This is a genomic window from Marinitoga sp. 1197 (genome assembly GCF_001021165.1).
Lineage (GTDB): Bacteria > Thermotogota > Thermotogae > Petrotogales > Petrotogaceae > Marinitoga.
On record NZ_AZAY01000010.1, the window covers coordinates 35,274 to 57,910 of the forward strand.

A 22,637-nucleotide genomic window follows, 5' to 3' on the forward strand; every position below is an offset into this window, starting at 1 on the left:
ACTATTTTTTCTCGTTTTTAAGAATCTCAATAAATGAAATAACAACCTTTTCATCAAATTGACTACCAGCTAATCTTTTTAATTCATCTATTGCCTGTTCTTTTGTTAAAGGTTTTTTATATGGTCTTTCACTAATCATTGCATCAAAACTATCAACAACTGTTAAAATTCTTGATTCCAGCGGAATATTTTCTCCTGAAAGATTATCTGGATATCCTTTTCCATCCCATCTTTCATGATGATGTCTTATTATTTTAGATATATCTTTCATATCTTCGACTTTGCGTATTAATTCTTCACCTTTTACAGGGTGAAGTTTTATTTTTTCATATTCTTCTGATGTTAATTTATTGGCTTTATTTAATATAGACTGAGGAACAAAAATTTTACCAATATCGTGTAGAATACCAGCCCAATATATTCTCTCTATTCTTTGTTTGTCGATATTCATTTTTTCAGCAATTAATGAAGCCCATGTTGCTACCCTTTCTGAATGACCTCTGGTGTAATCATCATAATATTCCAGGGCTTTTACAAGCGTTAAAGCTATATCTTTATGGAATTTTCCTTCTTGTTTTATAAAGTTTAGCATCTTTAAAAAACCGGCAAATGTCTTACCAAAATAATTCATTATTTTTGTATGATAATTTTCAAATGTATTTATATGATCATTTTTTAAAATATCAAGTGTAATAAGGCCAAAAATCTCTTTATTAAACATTATCGGTGTAATAAGCGTTTCTTTTAAATCTCCTCCCAATTTTTTAAACTCTTTGTATTTTCGTTTTGACATCTGTTTTTTATTGCTTTCATGAATGTCTTTTATTATTGTTGAATTTTCTGGAATTATTAAATCATCTTTTTTTAATTTAAGAGCATTAATTTTTTCATAATTATAACCCTTTGCAAATACCATTTTCGCATTATTATCATCAAATAAAAAAATTGAGCCATATTTTGCCGGTTCAATTATTTCAAGTGCCAACTCTAAAACCCTTTTTTCAAAATCCTTTTCCATTAATTTTGGAGCTGCAAAAAAAGAAGATAATTCTAATGTTTTTATTACAGAATTATTCAATTTTTCTATTTTTTTATATGATGCCTCTAACTCTTTGTTAGTTTCTTCCAGTTCCATATTCAGTTTTTTTAATTCTTTAGTTTTATTATCATATTTTTTCTGCAATGCCTTTCTGTCTATAATAAGAATGATAATTGATGTTATAATAATAAATGCTATAATAACAAAAAACACAGCACTATGAAATACAATGCCGTTATTAGAAATATTATTTCCAAATATTATTACGCTTGAAACTATTAGTAAAACCCAGAGTATGAACTTTTTCATCAATTCACCAGCCTTTATAAAACTTTATAAAAAAGGGGAGAAAATCCCCTTATTGATTGATAATGCTATTTAGTGCAAAAGATGTTGAACTTTGGGTAATATCTGTAGAATCTGATGTATCCAGCGGACCCGCAAAAGTAATGGAAGAGAATAATATAATAAACAAAAATGTCAAAATAACGATTATTTTTGTAATTTTTTTCATAGTTTCACACTCCTTATTTTTTATTTTCAACTATATTATACACTATATCATATGACTGTCAAATTATGCTATATTCAGAAGTTTGATTATTACCCGATTTACATATAAAAAATATATGCTATATTGTAACATTAATATTTTTGGTATTATAACTTCCCATATGTTATTAAATATTATATAATAGTAAAAAAGTGAGGTTAAACGGTGAGCAGAAAAAATCAGGAGATTTTTAATATTTTATCAAATTATGGTTCATTTGCAAAACCATTTCTAAACTTTATGATAATAAAAACAAAACACGATGGATGGAAACATCTATTTAAAAGTATAGAATATCGATGGGAAGATGAAAAAAACAAAGCATTAGAAGAAATCGAAAAGGGGTTAAAGCATAAAAATTCGAAAACATTGTACTATATATTACTGGCAAAAAAATTATCTTATCTTTTTTTAATACGTGATTATACAGAGTCCAGAAAATTATATTTATTTTTAAAGGAGAATTATTCAAAAATCCCCAAAAAAGCAAGAAAAATCGTTTCATCTGTCTTAGTTAATGCTGAAAATATAATGAATTGGAATATCAAAACCAGATTATGGAGCAAAACGTATGAAGCAGATCCTCCAACTAAGTTATATATAAATCTTGGAATGGCCTTAAAAAATATAAAAGAAAAAAATTTTAAAAATGCATGGGAAAATTTTAAATCATCTTATTATATATCTATAAATATTCCACATCGAGTTGGGATTATTAGTTCTTTAAACAACTGGTCATGGTATTTAAAAGATTTTGATTTAAAAAAATCAATGGCACTTTCAAAAGAATTGATGTATTATGCAGGATATTATTTTGAAGATAATGAAAAAAGGTTTGATATTTTCGACACATTTTTTGAAATAAATAAAGAAAATATAGATACATTGTATTTATATTCAAACATAATTAGTTTCTATTGGAATAGATTACCAGAAAAGGGAAAAAGAAATTCGAAAGAGAATTATGTAAATATGTTTAATTATTTAAATAAATTTGTTATAGAGGATAGATCCATTTATAAAAATACCGAAAATTTAAGAGCATATTTAAAAAAATATGTGTCAAATATTTCTGAAGTCTCTAAAAAAACAGGAATTTCAAGAAAAAGTTTATCATTGATATTAAAAGGAAAGGTTAAAGAAATAAAAGGAGATACTATTAAAAAACTAATTTCAGGATTAAACATTATTCCTGATATATATTCGCCCAAAGCTATTATAAACGAATACGGCAAATTATATATAGAAGGATTATATAGAGAAAGTTTCAGCAAATTAAAATCAATGCCACCTGAACAACAAAAAAGACTATTTTTTATTACATATATTTCATGTGTAAAAAAATTTGATTTTAATAATAAAGAAAATATATTTTTCGAAAACGACTTTCATAAAAAATGGTTTATAATAGAAATGTTATACGGTAATGAATATATAAATTCAAGGAAAATTTTGGCAAAGCATTTTTTTGAAAGGATGAAAAAATCACGTTTTGAAGAATTTGTATCCAAATACTTTAAATTAAGTAAAAAGGAAAAAGAAATTCTTGATGTGTTTATTAGAAACTATTCAAGATACGATATTAAATGGAATGTCAGAATAGAATTGCCGGAATTTTTGAATAAATTTGCAGACAAATATTCTTTAAAAAAAATGCCATTATCATTAGCTTATTGGTATTATGAAAATGGTGCAGATAGAAGAAAATTAGTAAATATCTTAGATTTTTTTGACTAATACTATTTAGATTTCAATTGATGTTTAACAGACATTATGAATCTACTGGAAAATAGAAAAATGAAAATTCATTATAGAAAAATGTATTCTCAATTTATAGTTTGTCTAAAAAGTCTAAAATGAAATGAAGGCTCGAAGATTGCCCTTAAAATTATGAATGTAAGCCGTCAAAAAAACAGGATGTTTTTTTGAGTGAAGCTTTTTCATGGATGAAAAATCTGAGCGACGGCTGAGAATGAATAATTTTAAGGATAAGCAATCGAGCTGCCTGAATGAATTTGACTTTTTAGACATCTTATCAATTTATAATAAAAGTGAGGTGTGAAAATGGATGAAGTTTTGATATCAAAACCCCTATTTATAGAAAAAATATGGGGAAACAGAAGATTAAATGACCTTTTCAACAAAAAAAATATGGGTAAAATAGGGGAAGTGTGGTTATTTTCAGGTGTTGAAAATTATGAAACATCGCTTATAGGTATTGATAGCGGTAAAAATTATGGAACGCCATCAAAATTGATAAAAGAATTGACAGGACTTGATTTTGAAAGATTTCCTTTACTTTTAAAATTAATATCTGCAACACAATGGCTTTCTATTCAAGTTCATCCTGATGACAAATTTGCAAAAGAAATAGAGAATGAACCATGGGGAAAAACAGAAGCATGGTATTTCTTAAACGAAAAAAATGAAGTTTTCATTTCTAATGATATTGAAGAAAATAAAAAAGCTATATTAGAACAAAATTGGGATGGAATATTCAAACCAAAGATTTTAAATAAAAATGATTTGTTATTTATACCAGCCGGAGTTGTTCACACCCTTGGACCTAATTCTATGATGTTGGAAATACAACAAACATCGAATTTAACATATAGATTATATGATTGGGGACGCCCCAGAGAGATTCATATTGAAAAAGGATTGCGCGTATTAAAAGATAGTCCTTATATTATTGCAAACAATTTTAACGAATTTAAAACACAGTATTTTAATATAAAAAGAATAAAAAATAAAAATGCCAAAATAAAAGGATTTGGTGTATATGTATCTTTAAATGGCTTTAAAACTGTGGTTATTCCATATAATGTTGAATATAAAACTGATGAAGAGGGATTATTATTTTTTCTTTAAATTTAAAAAATATTGACTACCTGCGATTAGATATAAAGTAAGGCGGTAAAGCCTTGCTTTTTTTACTTTACTTTAATATAATTAGTTAAAATGTTGCTTGAATTATTTTTAAGAAAGTTTTATAATTACTGTGAAATAACTTGCAAGGAGGATAAAATATGGATTTTTCAAATTTTTTGGCTTTTTTTACAAATAGCGGATTTGCATACTTTACATGGCAACATATTCTTATGCTTTTTATAGGTTCTATCTTGATTTATATAGCAATAGTAAAACACGCTGAACCTTTACTTTTAATTCCAATAGGATTTGGAATAATACTTGCAAATATACCACCGGAAGTTACGGGTTTATTAAACCCTCCAACCTCGAATCAGGTAGGTGGATTATTGTGGTATATTCAACGTGGAATGTTTTTGGGTATATATCCTCCGTTAATATTTTTAGGGATAGGTGCATTGACTGATTTTTCATATTTAATAGCCGATCCGAGATTAATCTTTTTAGGTGCAGCAGCCCAGGTAGGTATTTTTGGCACATTTGTTGTAGCTAATTTAATAGGATTTAATATAAAAAGCGCAGCATCGATAGCTATTATTGGTGGTGCAGATGGTCCGACATCAATTTATCTGGCATCAAGATTTTCTCCTGAATTATTGGCAGTTATAGCAATAGCTGCTTACTCGTATATAGCGTTAATTCCTATTTTACAACCTCCAGTTTCTAAATTGCTAACCTCAAAAGATGAAAGAAAGATAAGAATGAAAAAAATGAGACATGTTAGCAGAAAAGAAAAAATAATATTTCCTATAGCAACAACCATAGTTGTAGCATTGCTCGTTCCAAAAGCTTTATCATTAGTTGGGTTATTAATGCTTGGAAATTTATTAAAAGAATCAGGTGTAACAAAAAGATTGGCAGAAGCAGCATCGAGATTTATCCTTGATTCAGTAACTATTTTATTAATGCTGTCAGTTGGTAGCACTGCAAGGGCAGATTTGTTCTTAAAACCTACAAGTTTAAAGATTTTCTTATTAGGAGCTGTTGCGTTTATTATTGCAATGACATCAGGGATTTTATTCGCAAAATTAATGAATCTATTTTCAAAAAATAAAATAAATCCTTTAATTGGTGCAGCTGGTGTATCTGCTGTTCCTGATTCAGCAAGGGTTGCACAAACAGTTGCTCAAAGCGAGGACCCAAGCAACTTTATATTAATGCATGCTATGGGGCCAAATGTGGCGGGAGTTATTGGTTCTGCTGTTGCAGCTGGTGTATTTCTATCAATACTTTCATAATGAGGTGGCGAATATATGGCTAAAAAAAGTTACAAAATAGAGATTAATTACTATTTCTGTAAAAACTGTGGTATATGTTACTCAGTATGTCCAACAAAAGCTTTAGATTCTGCTGAATTAGGTAAACCTATAGTTTCTGATGCAGAAAAGTGTATAGGATGTTTAATGTGTGAAAGATTATGTCCCGACATTGCAATAAACGTGGTTGAAAATGTAAAGGTGGTTGAGAACAATGGGTAAAATTGTTTTTATGCAGGGAAATGAAGCAGTTGCAAAAGCTGCGATTAAAGCTGGTTGTAGATTTTTTGCTGGGTATCCAATAACCCCATCAACTGAAGTAGCAGAAACTATGGCAAGAGAGTTGCCAAAAGTTGGCGGAAGATTCATTCAGATGGAAGATGAAATTGCAAGTGCTGCGGCAATAATAGGTGCGTCATTAGCAGGTATAAAATCCATGACTGCTACCAGTGGCCCAGGATTTAGTTTAATGCAAGAAGCACTTGGTTATGCAACAATGACAGAAACTCCATGTGTATTTGTTGATGTAATGAGAGGTGGACCAAGTACAGGATTGCCCACGAAGCCTTCACAAAGTGATATTATGCAAATAAGATGGGGGCGTCATGGAGATCAGCAAATAATAGCATTATATCCTTCAACAGTAGAAGAGGCATATAAGTATACAATAAAAGCGTTTAATTATGCAGAAACATATAGAACTCCAGTTGTTTTGGTTATGGATGAAACATTAGGGCATATGAGAGAAAGTTTTTATTTAAGCGATGAAGATGAAAATCCAGAAATTATCCAGAGGCTTTCAGAATCTGAGATTGAAGAAGAAGATTTATTCCATCCATTTGGGTTTCAGGACGAAAATTATCCTGTAAATCCTTTGATTGAGATGGGTAAAGCAAGATTTCATGTATCAGGTCTGGTACATGATGAAACAGGATTCCCTGTTGGTTCAAGCCATATTGCGGATAAAGTTATTAAACATCTTGATTCAAAAATAAGGTTGTATGCAGAAGAAATTGCTATATATGATGAATATATGACAGATGATGCTGAGATAATAGTAGTAGCTTACGGTACTGTAGCAAGAAGTGCTATGAAAGCTGTAAAAATGGCAAGAGAAGATAGAATTCCAGTTGGTTTATTTAAACCAATTTCCATATGGCCATTTCCTGTTTCAAAAATGAAAAATATTTTGAAAAAGTCGCAGGCTATAATTATTGCTGAAATGAATTTAGGTCAAATGGCTTTAGAGATTTCAAGAATCAATAAGTTTGGGAAGCATCTGGAATTAGTTAATAAAGTTGATGGGGATTTAATAAGCCCAAGAGAAATATTAAATTCAATAACAAATGTTTGGCGAAGAATAATAGAATTTTAAAAAATCCTGCGTCCGCAGGATTTTTTAAAATAAGAACAATCATTTTCAAGCGAAGCTTGAAAATGATTGTGTTTTATGGTAAAATTAAACTTAGAAAACAAATAAAGGGGGCTGAACTATCCATGGAAGTTTTAAAAGTTGGTCATTCTTCGTCACCAAACAAAGTAGCTGGAGCTATAGCAGGAGTTTTAAGTAAAACAGATGAAGTTGAAATTCAGGCAATTGGGGCGGGAGCTGTTAATCAAGCGGTTAAAGCTATTGCCATTGCAAGAAGATTTGTTGAAACAAGAGGAAAAAGGATTTTTGTAGTTCCTGGTTTTGTTGAGGTAACCGTTGGGGAAGAAAAAAGAACGGGAATTAAATTTAGGGTATTTGCAGAAATTACCGAAGAAGAAACAGAAGCTTAATTTAAGGAGTATTATAAGTGATAGATAACAAAATTATTAATGAAATAGTTACCGCGTGCAAAAAAGACGCGCGGCTTTTTTCTATAGTAAAGGAAATTTCTCAATTGAATAAAGAGGAAAGATTAAAAATAAGACGAAAAGCTTCTATTGTTTTAAAAAAAGAAAAAAGTGTGGACAAAGAGGCGCTGACTTTTTATTTTGTTATAACAGAAGGAGATGTTGTAGAGGAAATACTGAGGAGGATAAATAATGGAGAAAAAGAAAATGCCTAAATATGTTGGGGGTCAAGCTGTTATAGAAGGCGTAATGATGAAAGGAATAAACACCGTTGTTGCTGTAAGGAGACCTGATGGTAAAATACAGGTGAAAAAATTAAAAGAGGGTTCTTTTGGTGTATGGGAAAAAATACCCTTCATCAGAGGATTTTTTGTTCTTTTAAAAGCCATGATTATTGGAATGGAGGCGCTATCTTATTCTGCAAATGTATCTGGTGAAGAAGAAATAACGAAAAAAGATATGATTATTTCAATTATACTTGCTTTTTTATTTGCTATTGGTGGTTTTGGTGTTGGACCGATGTTTGTAACCAAGTTGTTTAATATACAAAATGAATTCTGGTTTTCTTTTATAGAAGGGTTTGTTAGAGCTGTATTTGTAATATTATATATATGGGTAATATCGTTATTTAAAGATGTCAAAAGAGTGTTTGAATACCATGGTGCAGAACATAAAACAGTGTATAATTATGAAGATGGTAAAGATTTAAATGTTAATAATGCAAAAAATTATACAACATTGCATCCAAGATGTGGAACCAGTTTTTTGATTATAACAGTTTTTGCTTCAATTATAGTTTTTTCTATAACTGGTGCATTAGGATATACGACATTATGGGAAAAAGTTATAACAAGAATTATACTACTTCCGTTAGTAGCGGGATTTGCATATGAATTTCAGAGATTTACAGCTAAAATTATAGATACGTGGATAGGAAAAATTTTGGCCTGGCCAGGATTAGCATTACAAAAAATCACAACATCTGAGCCAGATGAAAATCAGCTTGAAGTTGCTATTATTTCATTAAAATATGCATTAAAAGATGATTTTGATGGTGAAGAAATTGTTGAAGTTTAAAATAATATCAATTGATTTTTAACATAATATGTAATATAATATTATTACCTTAGCTCAGATAACGGCAAAGACCTTATCTTGGCTAATGGAATATGAATACGGAGGTAGAGAAATATGTCAAGAGGATTGGATCCAGAAATTAAAAACAAGGTAATTGAAGAATTTAAAATCAACGAAAAAGACACAGGTTCAGTGGAAGTTCAAATTGCGTTATTAACAGCAAGAATCAGACATTTAACAGAACACTTAAAGATTCACTCAAAAGATTTTCATTCCAGAAGAGGATTAATGAAAATGGTTGGTAAAAGAAGAAAGATGTTAAAATATTTAAAGAAAGAAAGACCAGAAGTTTATAAAGAATTAATTTCAAAGTTAGGAATTAGAGGATAAACAGCTTCCTTACGGAAGCTGTTTTTTTTTAAAAATAAAATTGTAATTATTATAAAATTGTGCTATAATTAATTTAAATATTATTTTTTATTTTTTACATTGTCAATTGGGGGTGGTGTAGTGAAAAAACCGTTTTTTCTTAAGCAGGTAATGATGAGACGTGTTCTGTATTCTTTAATTCCCATATATTTATTTGCTCTTTACTTCTACGGGATAAGACTTATTTTTTTAAGTATAGTAGTTTTTTCAGGTGGGATTTTAACAGAATACATTATGGAAAAAAGAGTTAAAAAAAACGTTTCTGAAGCAGTTTTGGTAACTTCGCTATTGTTTGTCCTGTCTTTACCTCCGTTAACACCATGGTGGGTTGCTTTAATAGGAATAATCTTTGGTGTTTTATTTGGTAAGGAAGTATTTGGAGGGTTTGGAAGAAATCCATTTAATCCCGCTATTGTAGGAAGATTATTTATATATATAACCTTCCCTAATATTATGACTTTAAGCTGGATGGTTCCGGGAAAATTTGGTATTGATGTTATAACAACAGCAACACCTTTAAAATTAATGCGAGAATCAAATGAAGCTTTTGATATTGTAAAAATGTTTTTTGGATTTAGAGCAGGGTCAATGGGAGAAAGTTTCATATTCTTAATTTTATTGGGTGCAATTTATCTTATCTACACCAAAACTGCCAGTTGGAGAATAATGCTTTCTACCTTTTTAACTTCATTTATACTAATATATGCATTCTATTTTTCAGGAATAGTTAATTATCCACTTCAGTATTTGATGTCTGGAAGCCTTATTTTTGTTATAGTATTTATGGCTACCGATCCAATTAGTGCGCCAAAAAAGCAAATATCCCATTGGTATTATGGGATAATAATTGGAGTAGTGGCTGTACTTATAAGAACCTTTTCTCTCTTTCCAGAAGGTACAAGTTTTGCTGTATTATTTGCCAATACTTTTGCGCCTTTAATTGATGAACTTGTATCTTTAAAAAAGAAGGTGAAAATATGAAAGACAACAAATTATATGTTGTTATTTTCACATTTTTAATTTCATTTATCCTTGTTTTCATACTTGCTCTTGCAAATGAAATGACAAAAGAAAAAGTAAAAATCAATGAAGAGCTTTATTTGAGGAAAGCTGTGTTATCAGCGATGGGAATAGAATATAAAAATGATATCGAAGCGTATAAGTTGTTTGATGAAAAAATAAAAATAGAAAAAATCAAAGATATAGATGTATATAAAAGTAATGTAAATGGTGAAGATGTATATGCTGTAATTTTTGTTGGAAATGGATTATGGAGTACAATAAGGGGAGTATTGGCAGTTGACAGAAACATTTCTAAAATTATCGGTATTGATTTTATTACTCAGAGTGAAACACCTGGACTCGGAGGAAGAATAGAAGAGAGTTGGTTTAAAGAACAGTTTAAATTCGAAAAAATTATAGATGGAAAAATAAAAATGATTGTTGGCGGTTCAGGTAAAGGTGATTTTAATCATGATAATGGCGAAGTTGAAGCTATCACCGGTGCAACAAGAACTTCTGAATCTGTACTTAATATGATAAATTCATATTTAAACATATTAAAAAACCTCTTAGGAGGTGAGTTGGGATGAGTGAATACAAAAAAATAATGAAGGATAATATCTGGTATAATAATCCTGTTTTTATTCAGATTTTAGGCATATGTTCTGCTCTGGCGGTTACAAATAATTTAATAAATACATTGATTATGACGATAGCAGTAAGTCTGGTTACGGCATTTTCAAGTTTTACCGTTTCAACAATTAAAAGTTTAATCCCAAGAAAGGTTAGAATGATAATTCAAACACTTATAATTTCTTTCTATGTTATTATAGTGGATATCATATTAAGAGCATATATGCCAGGTATTAGTAAAGCACTTGGACCCTATGTGGGGTTGATTATTACAAATTGTATAATTATGGGTCGTGCAGAAGGATTTGCTCAATCAAATAAACCTATTATTTCATTCTGGGATGGTTTTACATCAGGAATAGGATATCTTGTTGTATTGATAGCAGTGGCTTTTTTCAGAGAATTACTTGGATTTGGAACATTATTTGGTTATAGAGTTTTACCTGAAGGTTTTATTTCATGGACAATAATGTTAATGGCACCAAGTGCATTCTTTATGCTTGCGATATTCATATGGATAGCAAAAGGTTATATGTTGAGAAAGGAGGCTAAATAATGGCTCCACAAATCAGCCCGTTCATATTATTTTTCGCTTCAATATTTACCAGTAATATTCTTCTTGCGAATTTTTTAGGAATGTGCTCATTTATATCTGTTTCAAAAGATATAACTTCATCAAATGGATTAGGTATGGCTGTAACTCTTGTTATGACCATAACCACAGCATTAAATTGGATAGTATATAATAAAATAATAATACCTTTTGGACTGGAATATTTAAGATATATTGTCTTTATAATAGTTATTGCTGCGGTTGTTCAAATTCTAGAAATGTTGATAGATAGAATTTCTCCAAATTTATATATGAGTCTTGGTATATTTTTGCCTTTGATAACGGTAAATTGTGCAATATTAGGAGTTTCATTATTTATGCAATTAAGATATTACACATTAATCCAATCTGTATTTTATGGTCTTGGTTCCGGGCTTGGATGGTGGCTTGCTATTATGGCGTTAGCAGCCATTAGAAAAAAAGTTGATAAAAGTCCAAATGTACCACCAGCATTAAAAGGACCTGGAATAACTTTAATTATTATAGGTATTATGGCAATGGCATTTATAGGTTTTTCAGGAATGCTCAATGTACAGTGAGGTGATACGATGAATATATTATTAGCACCTTTAATAGTTTCTATTATCAGTGGATTGTTGGCGGCTGTTATAACTATTATAGATGGAATTGTAAACAATTATGGAGATATAAAAATAAATATTAATGGGAAGAAAGATGTTATAGTAAAAGGCGGCGCGTCATTATTAACAACTTTATCAGAAACAGGTATCTTTGTTCCTTCAGCCTGTGGTGGAAGAGGAAGTTGTGGTGCATGTAAGGTAAAAGTGTTATCTGATATTGGACCTCATTTGCCTACTGAAACACCATTGCTTACACCCGAAGAAATAAAGGAAAACATAAGATTATCCTGTCAGGTAAAACTAAAAAAAGATATAGAAATATGGCTTCCAGAAGAATTGTTCAATGTAAAAAAATATAAAACAACTGTAGAAAAAATAAAAGATGTCACACACGATATCAAGGAAGTGAAATTCAAATTGTTAGAACCTGCAGAAATAAACTTTAAAGCAGGGCAATATATGCAAATAGTAATTCCGCCTTATGAAAAAATAAAAGAGGATACACAGAGAGCATATTCCATATCATCTGTTCCTTCAGAAAAAGATAGTGTTGAATTTTTAATCAGACTTGTTCCTGGAGGAATTGCAACAACATATGTACATAACTATTTAAAAGAAGGAGACGAACTCGAATTAATTGGACCTTTTGGGGAATTTTATTTACGGAATACAAATGCTGATGTAATAGGGGTGGCCGGTGGATCTGGTATGGCGCCATTAAAATCCATAATACTTGACATGTTTGAAAAAAATATAACAGACAGAAATGTATGGTTCTTCTTTGGGGCTCGTTCTTTAAGAGATTTATACTATGTTGAAATATTTAAAGAACTTGAAAAAAAATGGCCTAAATTTCACTTTGTTCCGGCATTATCAGAGCCATTACCTGAAGATAATTGGGAAGGAGAAACAGGTTTTATTACTGATGTTTTAGATAAATACATAAAAGAAAAAATGGATCCATCAACTCCAAAAGAAGGATATTTGTGTGGTAGTCCGGGGATGATAAACGCATGTGTTAATGTATTGACAAAAAATGGAATTTCTGAAGAAAAAATTTATTATGACAAATTTGCATAATTTGTAAGGTATCCAAGTTTCATTCGAACTTTTTTATAATTAGTACGATGTTTAAAAAGTCAAAATGCTCAAACTTTGATTGTTAATCTTCAAAAATAGCTCATCTCGCTTGCTTGACTTTTTGGACATGTTAATAATTAAAAGAGTGTCCAAAAAGTCAAATTCACTCAGACAGCTTGATTGCTAATCCTTAAAATTATTCATTCTCAGCCGTCGCTCAAACAATACATCGTGTATTGTTTCGCTCAAAATTACGTCCATGTAATTTTGACGGCTTTCATTCATAATTTTAAGTGCAATCTTCGAGTCTTCGTTTCATTTGAGACTTTTTAGACAATAATCTAATAATTAAAAGTAAGGGGGGAAAATTATGAAAATGACACCTGAGTTTCAAAAAGCTCAGGAAAATATGAAACCAGGAATAATAACAGCTGAAGGTTTTCTTGGAAACGATGATAGAAATATATTGGATATAATTATAGATGATGAAGAAATGATTTCTAATCTAAATTGTTCAATTGAAAAAATTGTAGAAAGGTTAAAATATTTAAAAAAACATGGTGAAAAAGGTATGGGAGAGCCTATAACTGTAGATAAAAAATGGGAAGTTCAGGTGGGGGAAGCAAGAGGACATTTGCCCTGCCCATTTGAGGATGGTTTTTTTAGAAAAGTCGTAACTAAAGTTATAAACTTAAATACAAAAGAAAGTATAATATACAGTGATCTTTCAATACATTTAATCGAGAAACACCATTTTTTTCAGGGGAAAGGATCACCATTTAGGTTGGAACCTGCCAAATTGATAAAAATATTGGAAATTTGCCCATTTGAGGGGATATAATGTATGATGTCACAATTATTGGTGCTGGTGTTGTTGGTGCAGCAATAGCCAGAGAATTATCAAGATATAATCTTAAAATTTTAATTCTTGAAAAATCTGATGATGTAAGTAATGGGGCATCAAAAGCTAACAGCGGTATTGTTCACGGAGGATATGCTTCTAAACATGGAACGCTAAAAGCAAGATTATGTTTTGAAGGCAATAGAATGTATAAACAATTAAATGACGAATTAAATTTTGGTTATAAAAAAACTGGTGCATTGGTGCTTGGTTTCAATAGAGAAGACGAGTTTAACATAAATAACTTATATGAAAACGCCTTAAAAAACGGTGTAAAAGAGGAAGAAATTGATATAATATATAAAGAAAAAATTTTAGAATTAGAACCAAATGTAAGTCCAGATGTAAAAATTGCGTTATATGCTAAAGATGTAGGAATAACCTCACCATATGAAATGACTATAGCATTGGTAGAAAATGCTATAAAAAATGGTATAGAATTAAAACTTGAAAATGAAGTTATAAGTATAGGAGAATTCAGTGATTACTATAATATAATAACAAACAACTCATCATATAAAACAAAATATATAATTAACGCTGCAGGTGTATATAGCGATAGAATTTCATATATGTTGGGAATACTAAATTTTTATATAAAACCAAGGAAAGGGCAATATATTATATTTCATAAAGGTTATGGTAATATAATTGATAGAGTAATATTTCAAACTCCAACAAAAAAAGGTAAAGGTATTTTAGTTACGCCTACTTTTCATGGAAATTTAATGATAGGGCCAAATGCAGATGAAAATAGCGATAAGGATGATACATCTACAGATATAGAAACATTAAAATATATAATAAAAACTGCAAAAAAATCTGTTCCTGATATTGATTTAAGAAAGGTATTAACTTCTTTTTCTGGAATACGGCCAACACCATCAACAGGAGATTTTATAATTGAAGAATCAAAAGAACGATTTATTAATGTTGCTGGTATAGAGTCGCCGGGATTAACCTCATCACCGGCAATTGCGAAAATGGTTGTAAACATACTAAAAAAATCCGGCTTAAAATTGATTAAAAAAAGCGATTTTGACCCTTACAGACCACCAATAATCATTAAAAAAAATTTGACCTATAAAGAAGTAAATAAAATGCTAAACTTAAATAATAATGATCAAATAATATGCAGATGTGAAATGGTTAGTAAAAAAGAAATTATAGATGCTCTAACAAGAGAAATTCCTATAAAGTCCATAGATGCTGTAAAAAAACGAACAAGAGCAACTATGGGATTTTGTCAGGGTGAATTTTGCATACCAAGAATAAAAAAGGTTATTTCAGAAGTACTGAATATTCCAGAAAATAAAATACCAGAAAAAAGCAAAGGTTCTGGAATTATACCAAAAAAAGTAAATTTAAATTACTTCAAGAATCTTGGAATTAAAGAAAATTAAAAAACAACAACTCCCTGGTGGGAGTTGTTGTTAGTCTATATTGATTTGTTTGAATTTTTTAACCTTTTCTGCAAGTTTGGGTATCTCTATCTTTAAAACGCCATCTTTAAATTTAGCTTTAATCTTTTCAAAGTCTATATAATCTGGTAGTCTAATAGATCTTTCGAATTTTCCAAAATATCTTTCTCGTTTTATGTAATTTCTACCTTTTTCTTCTTTATTATCTTTTTTCTCGGCTGATATAGTCAATATGTCATCATCTAATCTAATGTTTATATCTTTTTTATCATAACCTGGAACATCAGCTTCAATGACTATATCTTTTTCTGTTTCATAAATATCAAGAGATGGCATTGCAAAAGCTTTTGGATTTTCAAACATATCTAAAGTACCAAAATCATCGAATAATCTTTCAATTTCCCTTTTCAATGTTTCAAATGGTTCAAAAAAGTTACCTCTTTCATATCTTTTGATTTCACTCATATTTTATCCCCTCCTTTTTCAAAATTTTTCTTTTTTATCGACTTCCATTTTTTATGACGAAAAAAATTTCATCAGGTTCAAAAATTTTTTCTTTCTTAAAAAATCTTTATATATCTTATAATAAAAATATTATAAATTATTTAAATTTAATATTTACTAAATTGTATAGCACTTTTTACTTTTAATTGATAATACTTAATCAAAAAAATAACTGCGATTTAAATCGCAGTTATTCAAATAATTTTAGATTTAATAATTTAATATGATTTTTATCTATTTCTTCAATTATACCTTCATTTATCAGTTCTTTTATTTTTTTTGAAACTACTTCTCTAACGCTTCCAATATCACTTGCTATTTTCTGCTTTGATTTAAAGTAAATAATTTCAGTTTTTTGTTGTTTATGTAATAATGAAAAATACTTTATAATTCTTTCTTTAATAGATTTTATTATGAGGATATCTATTATGTTGGATAAATTCATTAATTTTCTTGAAATTTCATTTAAATATAAAACAAGGAAATCTTCATTCTTTTTAAATAAGTTTAAAACACCTTTGCTTGATATTTCGAAAATCTTAGAATCCTGTTCAGCAATAATGAATGATGGATAATTTTCTCCAGAAAAGATTAATCCTTCACCAAAACTTTCGTCTTTTTTTATATATTTCAGAACCTGTTCATTTCCTTCTGAAGTGAATTTTACCACTCTTAAGAGTCCTTCCAATACTATACTCATCTGTTGCAGTTTTTCATGTGGCGAATGCAGGATTTCATTTTTTTTAATATTTAATATTTTACTATATTTATTTATATCTTCATCGAATGATGCAATTTTTTCTATTATAAATTTATTCACAGAATCCCTCCGTTAAACTTTAGAATCTAATATTTTCCCCCAGGTTACCCCGCCAGTATACACAAGTCTTCCTTCTGAATCATATGATGTAAAATATCTCACATAAACTTGTGCCATTTTACCTTTAAACATGGCTTCTTTTATAATTTCTCTTGCGTGTTCTCCTTCGTGAGAACTTATGAAAAGAAAAGATGCACTTTCTGGTATAGCAGTTGGATATTGAAAAGAAACAGCAGAATCAGGAGAATTATCTTGTAGATAAATGTTATTTTCTTTAGAGTCATATATTTTTTCTTTCTTTTTATCATTTGTAGTTTTTTGAACTATATTAATAACATTTTTATTAATAACGCTTTTTTTGTTTATATCTTTAAAAGATATGGTTTTTTCTGCATTTTTTATTTCTTTTTCCGCTGCATCCAGATTGCCAGATTTTATTAAATTATTTATATTACCGAGTTTTAAAAGTAAGTTGTTATTCTTGCTTTTAATAGCTTCTAATAATAATTTTCTTAATTTTGATTCTAAGTATATACTTTTACTATCAAGTTGAGGTAATGAATTGCCAATTCTCATAATAACACCCTCTATTATTATTTTACTACTATATATTTCTTTTTCAAAATGAAATATCCTTTTTAACAATGTTATTTTTTTGACAGAGGGATATAAATATGATAAAATAATTAGTAATACGAAATATTGGGGGGATGTATGTGTTTAAGGCATATTTTTTATTGATCCTGGTAACATTTATATGGGGAAGCACATTTCCTTTAGTGAAGATGACAGTTGGAAGTGATGATGTATATATATATCTAACTTTGAGATTTGCTATAGCTTCTTTTTTATCTTTTTTAATATGGAAAAAACAAAATTTTAAATATGGAATGATTATAGGACTATTTATTGCATTAGGTTTTATAACCCAGACAATAGGATTAACTTTGACAACAGCATCTAAAAGTGGATTTATAACGTCATTATATATAATAATGGTTCCTTTTTTTTCATATATAGTAGAAAAAGAAAAAGCGCATATAAATCATATAATAGCTTTGCCTATTGCAATTGTAGGATCTTATTTGTTATCTGGAGGAATAAAAGGATTTAATCTCGGAGATTTTTTAACAGTAATTTGTGCAGTAGCTTTTGCCTTATCCATGGTATATATAACAAAGTTTTCTAAAATTGAAGAAGAAACAGCATTATTGGGATATCAATTTTTGACCGTAGCATTATTAAATGGAATGCTATCATTTACTAAGCCGATAAATATTACTTTACCTATGATTGGAGTTGCTTTGTTTACTGCTGTTTTAGCTACAATTTTTGCAACATTAATTCAATTAAAATATCAAAAGGTTGTTTCAACCAATACTACAGCATTTATCTTTGTGGGAGAGCCTATATTTGCTATGTTATCAGCATATATATTTTTAAGTGAAAGAATGACAACTCAACAAATAATAGGAGCGATTATATTGTTGTCTGCGTTGATAATAGCATCTGTTAGATTTGGTATTAATGAAATAAGGGAAATGTAGAAGTTAAATTTGTTCGATGTTTAGTATTTTAGCCTTTTTATTATTATCGTAATTTATTTCGATAAAGAATATCCCGTGCTTTTCGTATAAGTATGGGATAATTTTTTTATCGATTTCAGTAAGGTTTTCTTTTAGTAGATTATCTTTATTTACCCATTTTAAAATCCCTTCATTACACTTTTTCAATTCTTTTTTTTCGGGATTTTCTAATTTAATATTTGCTAAAAAAATAAATAAAATCCAGTTATAATATTCTGGTCCTTCTTCTGATGTAAAAATCTTTAATTTCAAATTATTTAGTTTAAATCCTGTTTCTTCAAAAAATTCTCTTTTTATTGCATCTATTATTGGTTCATTATCTTTAACCTTTCCACCAGGTGGAACAAGTTTTCCTGAAAAAGGTTCTTTGAATCTTTCGAGCATTAGAATTTCATTAAATTGATTTTTTGCATAACACATTACAGCTATTTTTTGTTTTTCGTTTTTTAAAAGTCTTTTAGTATCAAAATTTAAATTGAGAAAATTGAAAAACTCTTTAATATTATTCATAAATCGGCTCCTTTCTGAAGAAATGTTTTTAAAAGAAGTGTTTTTAAAATTATATCATATTTCTATTAGTTTTTTGAACGCCTTAATATATCTTTTAAATTTTTAGTTGTTTCAATTGAGTAATAACTTCTTAATCATTAAGTAATTGACAGTATGGTATTTATCTGGTATAATAATCCCCGGATGAGTTGCCGACGTAGCTCAATTGGCAGAGCGGCTGACTTGTAATCAGCAGGTTGGGGGTTCAAGTCCCTTCGTCGGCTCCATAATTTTTTTCTATAGGTGGTGAGGTGCCCGAGTGGCCAAAGGGGGCGGACTGTAAATCCGCTGGCGGATTGCCTTCGAAGGTTCGAATCCTTCCCTCACCACCATTTCATTAATTACAATGTTATGTGAGGTGAAATAAAATGGCAGCAAAAAGTCCTGTTTTAACCGTATCATTAAAATGCACCGAATGTAATAGAAGAAATTATTACAAACAAAGAAAAAGAACCTCTAAGAAAAAATTAGAATTTAGAAAATATTGTCCTCATTGTAATAAGCATACTTTACATGTTGAATCAAAAATATAAATTGTAAGACTTCTTCTAAAAAGAAATCAACCCCCTGATATAGGGGGTTATGATTAAATTCTGGGGGTGTTTTAATGTCGAAATTTTGGTTATTTTTAAGTTCAGTTATGCAAGAAGCTAGAAAGGTTAAATGGCCAAATAGGAAAGAAGCTGTAAATTCAACGTTAATAGTACTGGTAATATTGATTTTTGTATCATTATATTTATTTATAGCTGATTATGGATTATTAAATCTATTTTCCAAAGTTGTTTATCCTTTGATAGGTATTAAAAGTGGATTGGGAACTGGCGCTACTCAATGAAAATAAAGCAGGTGAATAAACATGCGTAAGAAATGGTATATTTTACAAACTTTCTCTGGCATGGAGTATAAAGTTAAAGAATTAATTGAAGAAAAGGCGAGATTATATGAGAAAGAAAAGATGTTTGGAAAGATATTAATACCAGAGGAAAGTGAAATCGATTTAACTAATAAAAGAATTGAAAGAATGGTCGTATCAGAAGAAGCGATTGTTTTTGTAAAAAATGGAGAAAATGTAAAAAAAGGTGATTTATTGGCAGAAGAACCGCCGATAATTGTGAAAAATTCAGGAACAATTATTGAAGTGAAAAATTTCAGGAAAATAATAGTGGAAACAAAGGATAAAAAATTCACAAAAACATTTTTAATTCCTGAAAGTGCAAAGATAATAGGAGGTTTAAAAGTAAATTCCAGAATACATGCTGGAATACCTCTTGCACGAGAAGAAGGATATGAGGCTGATTTAGACGGGATTGTAATTTCTATTGATAAGTTAAAAAGGGTTACTATACAAACCGATTCTAATGCAAAAGATGTATATTTTGTGTTTAAGGATAATTTTGATTCTAATGCATTTAGAAAAGGGACATATGTGGAAAAAGGTCAAATTCTGGGAAATAAGAGACAATATAAAACAAAATCTTCAGGAAAAGTGGAAATAAGGGATTTTGCGAGTAGGAAGGAAATTATAATCTTAAAAACCAGAGTGTCAAGATTATTTCCAGGATATATGTTTATTGAAATGATATTAAATAAGGAAACACAGGAAATGGTAAAAAATATCCCTTATGTTATTAATTTTATTAATATAGGTGGAACGCCTGTTCGGTTAAAAACAAAAGAAGTCAAAGCGCTGTTGAGGCTTACAGGTGAAGAAAATTATGAAGTTAAAGAAAGTAAGTTAAGAGTGGATTATCAGGTTGGAGAACATGTGCGTATTGTAAGTGGGCCGTTTGAATTTTTTACTGGGAAAATTACTCATATAGATTTGCATAAGCAAAGTGTAAAAGTTACAATAAATATGTTTGGTAGAGAAACAGAAGTAGAATTAGGTTTAACAGAAATAGAAAAGATAGATTAACAAAGGTGGGAGGGAAACCCCGCTAATACCACAAAGGAGGGAATTGTATGGCAAAAAAAGTAGCAAGAATGGTGAAGTTGCAGTTGCCAGCAGGTAAAGCAACACCTGCGCCACCAGTTGGTCCTGCGTTAGGTCAGCATGGTGTAAATTTAATGGAATTTTGTAAAAAGTTTAATGCAGCAACAGCTGATAAGGCAGGAATGATTATTCCTGTTGAAATTACTGTGTATGAAGACAGATCATTTACATTTGCATTAAAAACCCCCCCAGCTTCCTTTTTAATTTTACAGGCAGCTGGATTGAAAAAAGGTGCTTCGAATCCTGGTAGAGAGATTGTCGGAAAAATAACATTATCTCAGGTAAAAGAAATTGCAGAAATCAAAATGCCCGATTTAAATGCAAAAACAATTGAAGCAGCTATGGAAATAATAAAAGGTACTGCAAGAAATATGGGCATAGAAGTAGTCGAAGGTTAAGGGGGTGTGTGTGAATGCCAAGACATGGTAAGAGATATTTAGAAGCAAAAAAAACAATTGATAGAGAAAAATTTTATACATTGGATGAGGCATTAGAAGTACTTCCAAAAATAGCAACAGCGAAGTTTGATGAAAGTATAGAATTACATATGGTTTTAGGTATAGATCCAAGAAAAAATGATCAACAGGTTAGAGGAAATATATCCTTACCTCATGGAACAGGAAAAAAGGTTAGAATTTTAGTATTTGCTAAAGGTGATAAAGTAAAAGAGGCATTAGAAGCAGGAGCAGATTATGCAGGTTCCGATGAATTTATTCAGAAAATACAGGGTGGCTGGACAGATTTTGATATAGCTATAGCAACACCTGATATGATGAGAGAAATTGGAAGGTTAGGTAAAATATTAGGGCCAAGGGGATTAATGCCTTCTCCAAAATCTGGAACAGTTACAAATGATGTTGCTGATGCGGTAAAGGAATTCAAAGCAGGTAAAATAGAAGTAAGAAATGATAAAACAGGAAATTTACATATAGCAGTAGGTAAAAAATCATTTGATGCTGTAAAATTAAGAGAAAATATAGTAGAAGCTTTACAACAAATAGAAAAAATGAGACCATCTGGAGCAAAAGGGAAGTTTATAAGGAAAGTTTCATTAGCTCCAACAATGGGTCCTGGATTGAAATTAAACGTTTCTGATTTTTTAACTGAAAAGTAACGATACTTGTGTTATAATACTCACGTAAATATGTACTGAAGACAGCAGGTAATATATAATGTGGTGGAAACCCGCCTGCCGAGGTACGCTGAAGATAAAACAATAATGTTTTAGCCTTTCTGCGGTCCTCGGGACCGCAGATTTTTTTAGAGGAGGTGTGAGTCGGTGTTAACAAGAGCGCAAAAGGCTGAGTTGTTAAAAGAATTAGAAACTGTATTCAAAGAATCTTCAATTATTACCTTTGTTGATTTTAAAGGTATGACAGTTGCTCAATCAAATGCATTTAGAGGTGAATTATACAAAAAGTTCGAAGATAAAGTTGTATTTAAAATCACAAGAAATGCTTTGATAAAAACTGCAATAAAAAACGCAGGGTTAAACTTAGAAGATTTTGAGAAATATTTAGAAGGAAACACAGCTTTACTTTACACTAAAGAAGCTGATCCAATTGAAACATTAAAAGTTTTAGTGGAATTTAAAAAGAAAAATAAGTTAGATGTTCCAGTTATTAAAGCTGGAATTTTAGAAGGTAAAATCTTTTCTTCAGAAGAAGCAGAAGAATTGGCAAAATTACCATCAAAAGAACAATTATTGGCTATGTTGGTGGGTGGCTTAAATGCTCCTATATCCGGCTTGGTTGGTGCATTAGGTGGAATATTAAGGAAATTCTTATATGCGTTGAACGCAATAAAAGAAGAGAAGGAAAAACAATAATA

28 protein-coding genes, 2 tRNA genes and 1 other annotated feature are annotated in these 22,637 nt (G+C 29.7%); of the genes, 25 read left to right on the top strand and 5 right to left on the bottom strand.

The window, feature by feature from the left end; all coding sequences use genetic code 11:
* Position 1: 1 nt before the first annotated feature.
* Entirely contained in the window at positions 2–1,348 is a 1,347-nt protein-coding gene (locus X275_RS10990) for an HD-GYP domain-containing protein (protein WP_052913568.1), read from the bottom strand.
* Positions 1,349–1,757: 409 nt separating this feature from the next.
* On the opposite strand from X275_RS10990, the gene X275_RS02880 reads away from it, so the two are divergent.
* The 16 genes from X275_RS02880 (at position 1,758) to X275_RS02955 (ending at position 15,337) form a co-directional block, all read left to right on the top strand.
* Positions 1,758–3,329: a helix-turn-helix domain-containing protein gene (locus tag X275_RS02880; RefSeq protein ID WP_047267444.1), complete on the top strand. Its 1,572-nt coding sequence runs from the start codon at positions 1,758–1,760 to the stop codon at positions 3,327–3,329.
* Positions 3,330–3,656: 327 nt separating this feature from the next.
* Positions 3,657–4,463, top strand: coding sequence for a type I phosphomannose isomerase catalytic subunit (locus tag X275_RS02885; protein ID WP_047267445.1), 807 nt, complete (start codon positions 3,657–3,659; stop codon positions 4,461–4,463).
* 158 nt (positions 4,464–4,621) lie between these two features.
* Positions 4,622–5,761, top strand: a complete 1,140-nt coding sequence (locus tag X275_RS02890; RefSeq protein WP_047267446.1) for a sodium ion-translocating decarboxylase subunit beta — start codon at positions 4,622–4,624, stop codon at positions 5,759–5,761.
* Between the two features lie 15 nt (positions 5,762–5,776).
* Complete coding sequence (locus X275_RS02895; protein ID WP_047267447.1) at positions 5,777–6,001, top strand: 4Fe-4S dicluster domain-containing protein; 225 nt, start codon at positions 5,777–5,779, stop codon at positions 5,999–6,001.
* Positions 5,994–7,154 (top strand): 2-oxoacid:acceptor oxidoreductase subunit alpha, encoded by a 1,161-nt coding sequence (locus X275_RS02900; protein WP_047267448.1) that lies wholly within the window; start codon positions 5,994–5,996, stop codon positions 7,152–7,154. Before X275_RS02895 ends, X275_RS02900 begins: the two co-directional genes overlap by 8 nt.
* A 122-nt stretch (positions 7,155–7,276) precedes the next feature.
* Positions 7,277–7,561 carry a stage V sporulation protein S gene (locus X275_RS02905; RefSeq protein WP_047267449.1) on the top strand — a complete coding sequence of 95 codons (285 nt, stop codon included), beginning with the start codon at positions 7,277–7,279 and terminating at the stop codon, positions 7,559–7,561.
* Positions 7,562–7,578: 17 nt separating this feature from the next.
* Entirely contained in the window at positions 7,579–7,833 is a 255-nt protein-coding gene (locus X275_RS02910; protein ID WP_047267450.1) for a hypothetical protein, read from the top strand.
* Complete coding sequence (locus tag X275_RS02915; protein ID WP_047267451.1) at positions 7,811–8,695, top strand: DUF1385 domain-containing protein; 885 nt, start codon at positions 7,811–7,813, stop codon at positions 8,693–8,695. The genes X275_RS02910 and X275_RS02915 overlap by 23 nt, the downstream gene beginning before the upstream one ends.
* A 114-nt stretch (positions 8,696–8,809) precedes the next feature.
* A complete protein-coding gene (gene rpsO, locus X275_RS02920; protein ID WP_047266348.1) occupies positions 8,810–9,085 on the top strand; it encodes a 30S ribosomal protein S15 in 276 nt (91 codons plus the stop codon).
* Between the two features lie 120 nt (positions 9,086–9,205).
* A complete protein-coding gene (locus X275_RS02925) occupies positions 9,206–10,105 on the top strand; it encodes an RnfABCDGE type electron transport complex subunit D (RefSeq protein ID WP_197072585.1) in 900 nt (299 codons plus the stop codon).
* Positions 10,102–10,716 (top strand): FMN-binding protein, encoded by a 615-nt coding sequence (locus tag X275_RS02930; RefSeq protein WP_047267452.1) that lies wholly within the window; start codon positions 10,102–10,104, stop codon positions 10,714–10,716. Before X275_RS02925 ends, X275_RS02930 begins: the two co-directional genes overlap by 4 nt.
* Positions 10,713–11,315, top strand: a complete 603-nt coding sequence (locus X275_RS02935) for an NADH:ubiquinone reductase (Na(+)-transporting) subunit D (protein WP_047267453.1) — start codon at positions 10,713–10,715, stop codon at positions 11,313–11,315. The genes X275_RS02930 and X275_RS02935 overlap by 4 nt, the downstream gene beginning before the upstream one ends.
* Positions 11,315–11,911 carry an NADH:ubiquinone reductase (Na(+)-transporting) subunit E gene (locus X275_RS02940; protein WP_047267454.1) on the top strand — a complete coding sequence of 199 codons (597 nt, stop codon included), beginning with the start codon at positions 11,315–11,317 and terminating at the stop codon, positions 11,909–11,911. The genes X275_RS02935 and X275_RS02940 overlap by 1 nt, the downstream gene beginning before the upstream one ends.
* 9 nt (positions 11,912–11,920) lie before the next feature.
* On the top strand, positions 11,921–13,033 hold the full coding sequence (locus X275_RS02945) for an NADH:ubiquinone reductase (Na(+)-transporting) subunit F (protein ID WP_047267455.1): 1,113 nt from the start codon (positions 11,921–11,923) through the stop codon (positions 13,031–13,033).
* Between the two features lie 370 nt (positions 13,034–13,403).
* The gene (locus X275_RS02950) at positions 13,404–13,874 is read left to right on the top strand and encodes a hypothetical protein (protein WP_047267456.1); all 471 of its coding nucleotides are present in this window, start codon (positions 13,404–13,406) and stop codon (positions 13,872–13,874) included.
* Positions 13,874–15,337: an NAD(P)/FAD-dependent oxidoreductase gene (locus X275_RS02955; RefSeq protein WP_047267457.1), complete on the top strand. Its 1,464-nt coding sequence runs from the start codon at positions 13,874–13,876 to the stop codon at positions 15,335–15,337. Before X275_RS02950 ends, X275_RS02955 begins: the two co-directional genes overlap by 1 nt.
* 30 nt (positions 15,338–15,367) lie before the next feature.
* Here the strand turns inward: X275_RS02955 and X275_RS02960 are convergent, their stop codons facing one another.
* The 3 genes from X275_RS02960 to X275_RS02970 form a co-directional block, all read right to left on the bottom strand.
* Entirely contained in the window at positions 15,368–15,820 is a 453-nt protein-coding gene (locus tag X275_RS02960) for an Hsp20/alpha crystallin family protein (protein WP_047267458.1), read from the bottom strand.
* Positions 15,821–16,049: 229 nt separating this feature from the next.
* Positions 16,050–16,679: a Crp/Fnr family transcriptional regulator gene (locus X275_RS02965; protein WP_047267459.1), complete on the bottom strand. Its 630-nt coding sequence runs from the start codon at positions 16,677–16,679 to the stop codon at positions 16,050–16,052.
* 12 nt (positions 16,680–16,691) lie between these two features.
* Entirely contained in the window at positions 16,692–17,255 is a 564-nt protein-coding gene (locus X275_RS02970) for a hypothetical protein (protein WP_047267460.1), read from the bottom strand.
* Positions 17,256–17,395: 140 nt separating this feature from the next.
* Here X275_RS02970 and X275_RS02975 point away from each other — a divergent pair, with 140 nt between their 5' ends.
* Positions 17,396–18,226 (top strand): DMT family transporter, encoded by an 831-nt coding sequence (locus tag X275_RS02975; RefSeq protein WP_047267461.1) that lies wholly within the window; start codon positions 17,396–17,398, stop codon positions 18,224–18,226.
* Positions 18,227–18,229: 3 nt separating this feature from the next.
* Here X275_RS02975 and X275_RS02980 read toward each other — a convergent pair whose 3' ends face one another.
* Positions 18,230–18,775 carry an NUDIX domain-containing protein gene (locus tag X275_RS02980; RefSeq protein WP_047267462.1) on the bottom strand — a complete coding sequence of 182 codons (546 nt, stop codon included), beginning with the start codon at positions 18,773–18,775 and terminating at the stop codon, positions 18,230–18,232.
* A 190-nt stretch (positions 18,776–18,965) separates the two neighbouring features.
* Between X275_RS02980 and X275_RS02985 the strand changes: the two genes are divergently transcribed.
* From X275_RS02985 to rplJ, 8 genes are all read left to right on the top strand, one after another.
* A tRNA-Thr gene (locus X275_RS02985) sits at positions 18,966–19,041 on the top strand.
* A gap of 18 nt (positions 19,042–19,059) precedes the next feature.
* Positions 19,060–19,146: transfer RNA gene (locus tag X275_RS02990), tRNA-Tyr, on the top strand.
* 36 nt (positions 19,147–19,182) lie between these two features.
* The gene (gene rpmG, locus X275_RS02995) at positions 19,183–19,347 is read left to right on the top strand and encodes a 50S ribosomal protein L33 (RefSeq protein WP_047267463.1); all 165 of its coding nucleotides are present in this window, start codon (positions 19,183–19,185) and stop codon (positions 19,345–19,347) included.
* A 74-nt stretch (positions 19,348–19,421) separates the two neighbouring features.
* Positions 19,422–19,649, top strand: a complete 228-nt coding sequence (secE, locus tag X275_RS03000) for a preprotein translocase subunit SecE (protein ID WP_047267464.1) — start codon at positions 19,422–19,424, stop codon at positions 19,647–19,649.
* Between the two features lie 21 nt (positions 19,650–19,670).
* Entirely contained in the window at positions 19,671–20,729 is a 1,059-nt protein-coding gene (locus X275_RS03005; RefSeq protein ID WP_047267465.1) for a transcription termination/antitermination NusG family protein, read from the top strand.
* Between the two features lie 47 nt (positions 20,730–20,776).
* Positions 20,777–21,205: a 50S ribosomal protein L11 gene (gene rplK / locus X275_RS03010; protein WP_047266362.1), complete on the top strand. Its 429-nt coding sequence runs from the start codon at positions 20,777–20,779 to the stop codon at positions 21,203–21,205.
* Between the two features lie 14 nt (positions 21,206–21,219).
* Positions 21,220–21,921 carry a 50S ribosomal protein L1 gene (rplA, locus tag X275_RS03015; RefSeq protein ID WP_047267466.1) on the top strand — a complete coding sequence of 234 codons (702 nt, stop codon included), beginning with the start codon at positions 21,220–21,222 and terminating at the stop codon, positions 21,919–21,921.
* 17 nt (positions 21,922–21,938) lie between these two features.
* Positions 21,939–22,077, top strand: a sequence feature (ribosomal protein L10 leader region).
* 9 nt (positions 22,078–22,086) lie between these two features.
* Positions 22,087–22,635, top strand: coding sequence for a 50S ribosomal protein L10 (gene rplJ / locus X275_RS03020; RefSeq protein ID WP_047267467.1), 549 nt, complete (start codon positions 22,087–22,089; stop codon positions 22,633–22,635).
* Positions 22,636–22,637 lie beyond the last annotated feature (2 nt).

Bases quoted from the DNA above. Each gene is read 5' to 3' on its own strand.
- X275_RS02970 (WP_047267460.1), bottom strand. From the start codon at position 17,255: ATGAGAATTGGCAATTCATTACCTCAACTTGATAGTAAAAGTATATAC.
- secE (WP_047267464.1), top strand. From the start codon at position 19,422: ATGTCGAAATTTTGGTTATTTTTAAGTTCAGTTATGCAAGAAGCTAGA.
- rpsO (WP_047266348.1), top strand. From the start codon at position 8,810: ATGTCAAGAGGATTGGATCCAGAAATTAAAAACAAGGTAATTGAAGAA.
- X275_RS03005 (WP_047267465.1), top strand. From the start codon at position 19,671: ATGCGTAAGAAATGGTATATTTTACAAACTTTCTCTGGCATGGAGTAT.
- X275_RS02945 (WP_047267455.1), top strand. From the start codon at position 11,921: ATGAATATATTATTAGCACCTTTAATAGTTTCTATTATCAGTGGATTG.
- X275_RS02960 (WP_047267458.1), bottom strand. From the start codon at position 15,820: ATGAGTGAAATCAAAAGATATGAAAGAGGTAACTTTTTTGAACCATTT.
- rpmG (WP_047267463.1), top strand. From the start codon at position 19,183: ATGGCAGCAAAAAGTCCTGTTTTAACCGTATCATTAAAATGCACCGAA.
- X275_RS10990 (WP_052913568.1), bottom strand. From the start codon at position 1,348: ATGAAAAAGTTCATACTCTGGGTTTTACTAATAGTTTCAAGCGTAATA.
- X275_RS02915 (WP_047267451.1), top strand. From the start codon at position 7,811: ATGGAGAAAAAGAAAATGCCTAAATATGTTGGGGGTCAAGCTGTTATA.
- X275_RS02885 (WP_047267445.1), top strand. From the start codon at position 3,657: ATGGATGAAGTTTTGATATCAAAACCCCTATTTATAGAAAAAATATGG.
- rplK (WP_047266362.1), top strand. From the start codon at position 20,777: ATGGCAAAAAAAGTAGCAAGAATGGTGAAGTTGCAGTTGCCAGCAGGT.
- X275_RS02890 (WP_047267446.1), top strand. From the start codon at position 4,622: ATGGATTTTTCAAATTTTTTGGCTTTTTTTACAAATAGCGGATTTGCA.
- X275_RS02905 (WP_047267449.1), top strand. From the start codon at position 7,277: ATGGAAGTTTTAAAAGTTGGTCATTCTTCGTCACCAAACAAAGTAGCT.
- X275_RS02955 (WP_047267457.1), top strand. From the start codon at position 13,874: ATGTATGATGTCACAATTATTGGTGCTGGTGTTGTTGGTGCAGCAATA.
- X275_RS02895 (WP_047267447.1), top strand. From the start codon at position 5,777: ATGGCTAAAAAAAGTTACAAAATAGAGATTAATTACTATTTCTGTAAA.
- X275_RS02980 (WP_047267462.1), bottom strand. From the start codon at position 18,775: ATGAATAATATTAAAGAGTTTTTCAATTTTCTCAATTTAAATTTTGAT.
- X275_RS02935 (WP_047267453.1), top strand. From the start codon at position 10,713: ATGAGTGAATACAAAAAAATAATGAAGGATAATATCTGGTATAATAAT.
- rplA (WP_047267466.1), top strand. From the start codon at position 21,220: ATGCCAAGACATGGTAAGAGATATTTAGAAGCAAAAAAAACAATTGAT.
- X275_RS02930 (WP_047267452.1), top strand. From the start codon at position 10,102: ATGAAAGACAACAAATTATATGTTGTTATTTTCACATTTTTAATTTCA.
- X275_RS02900 (WP_047267448.1), top strand. From the start codon at position 5,994: ATGGGTAAAATTGTTTTTATGCAGGGAAATGAAGCAGTTGCAAAAGCT.
- X275_RS02950 (WP_047267456.1), top strand. From the start codon at position 13,404: ATGAAAATGACACCTGAGTTTCAAAAAGCTCAGGAAAATATGAAACCA.
- X275_RS02940 (WP_047267454.1), top strand. From the start codon at position 11,315: ATGGCTCCACAAATCAGCCCGTTCATATTATTTTTCGCTTCAATATTT.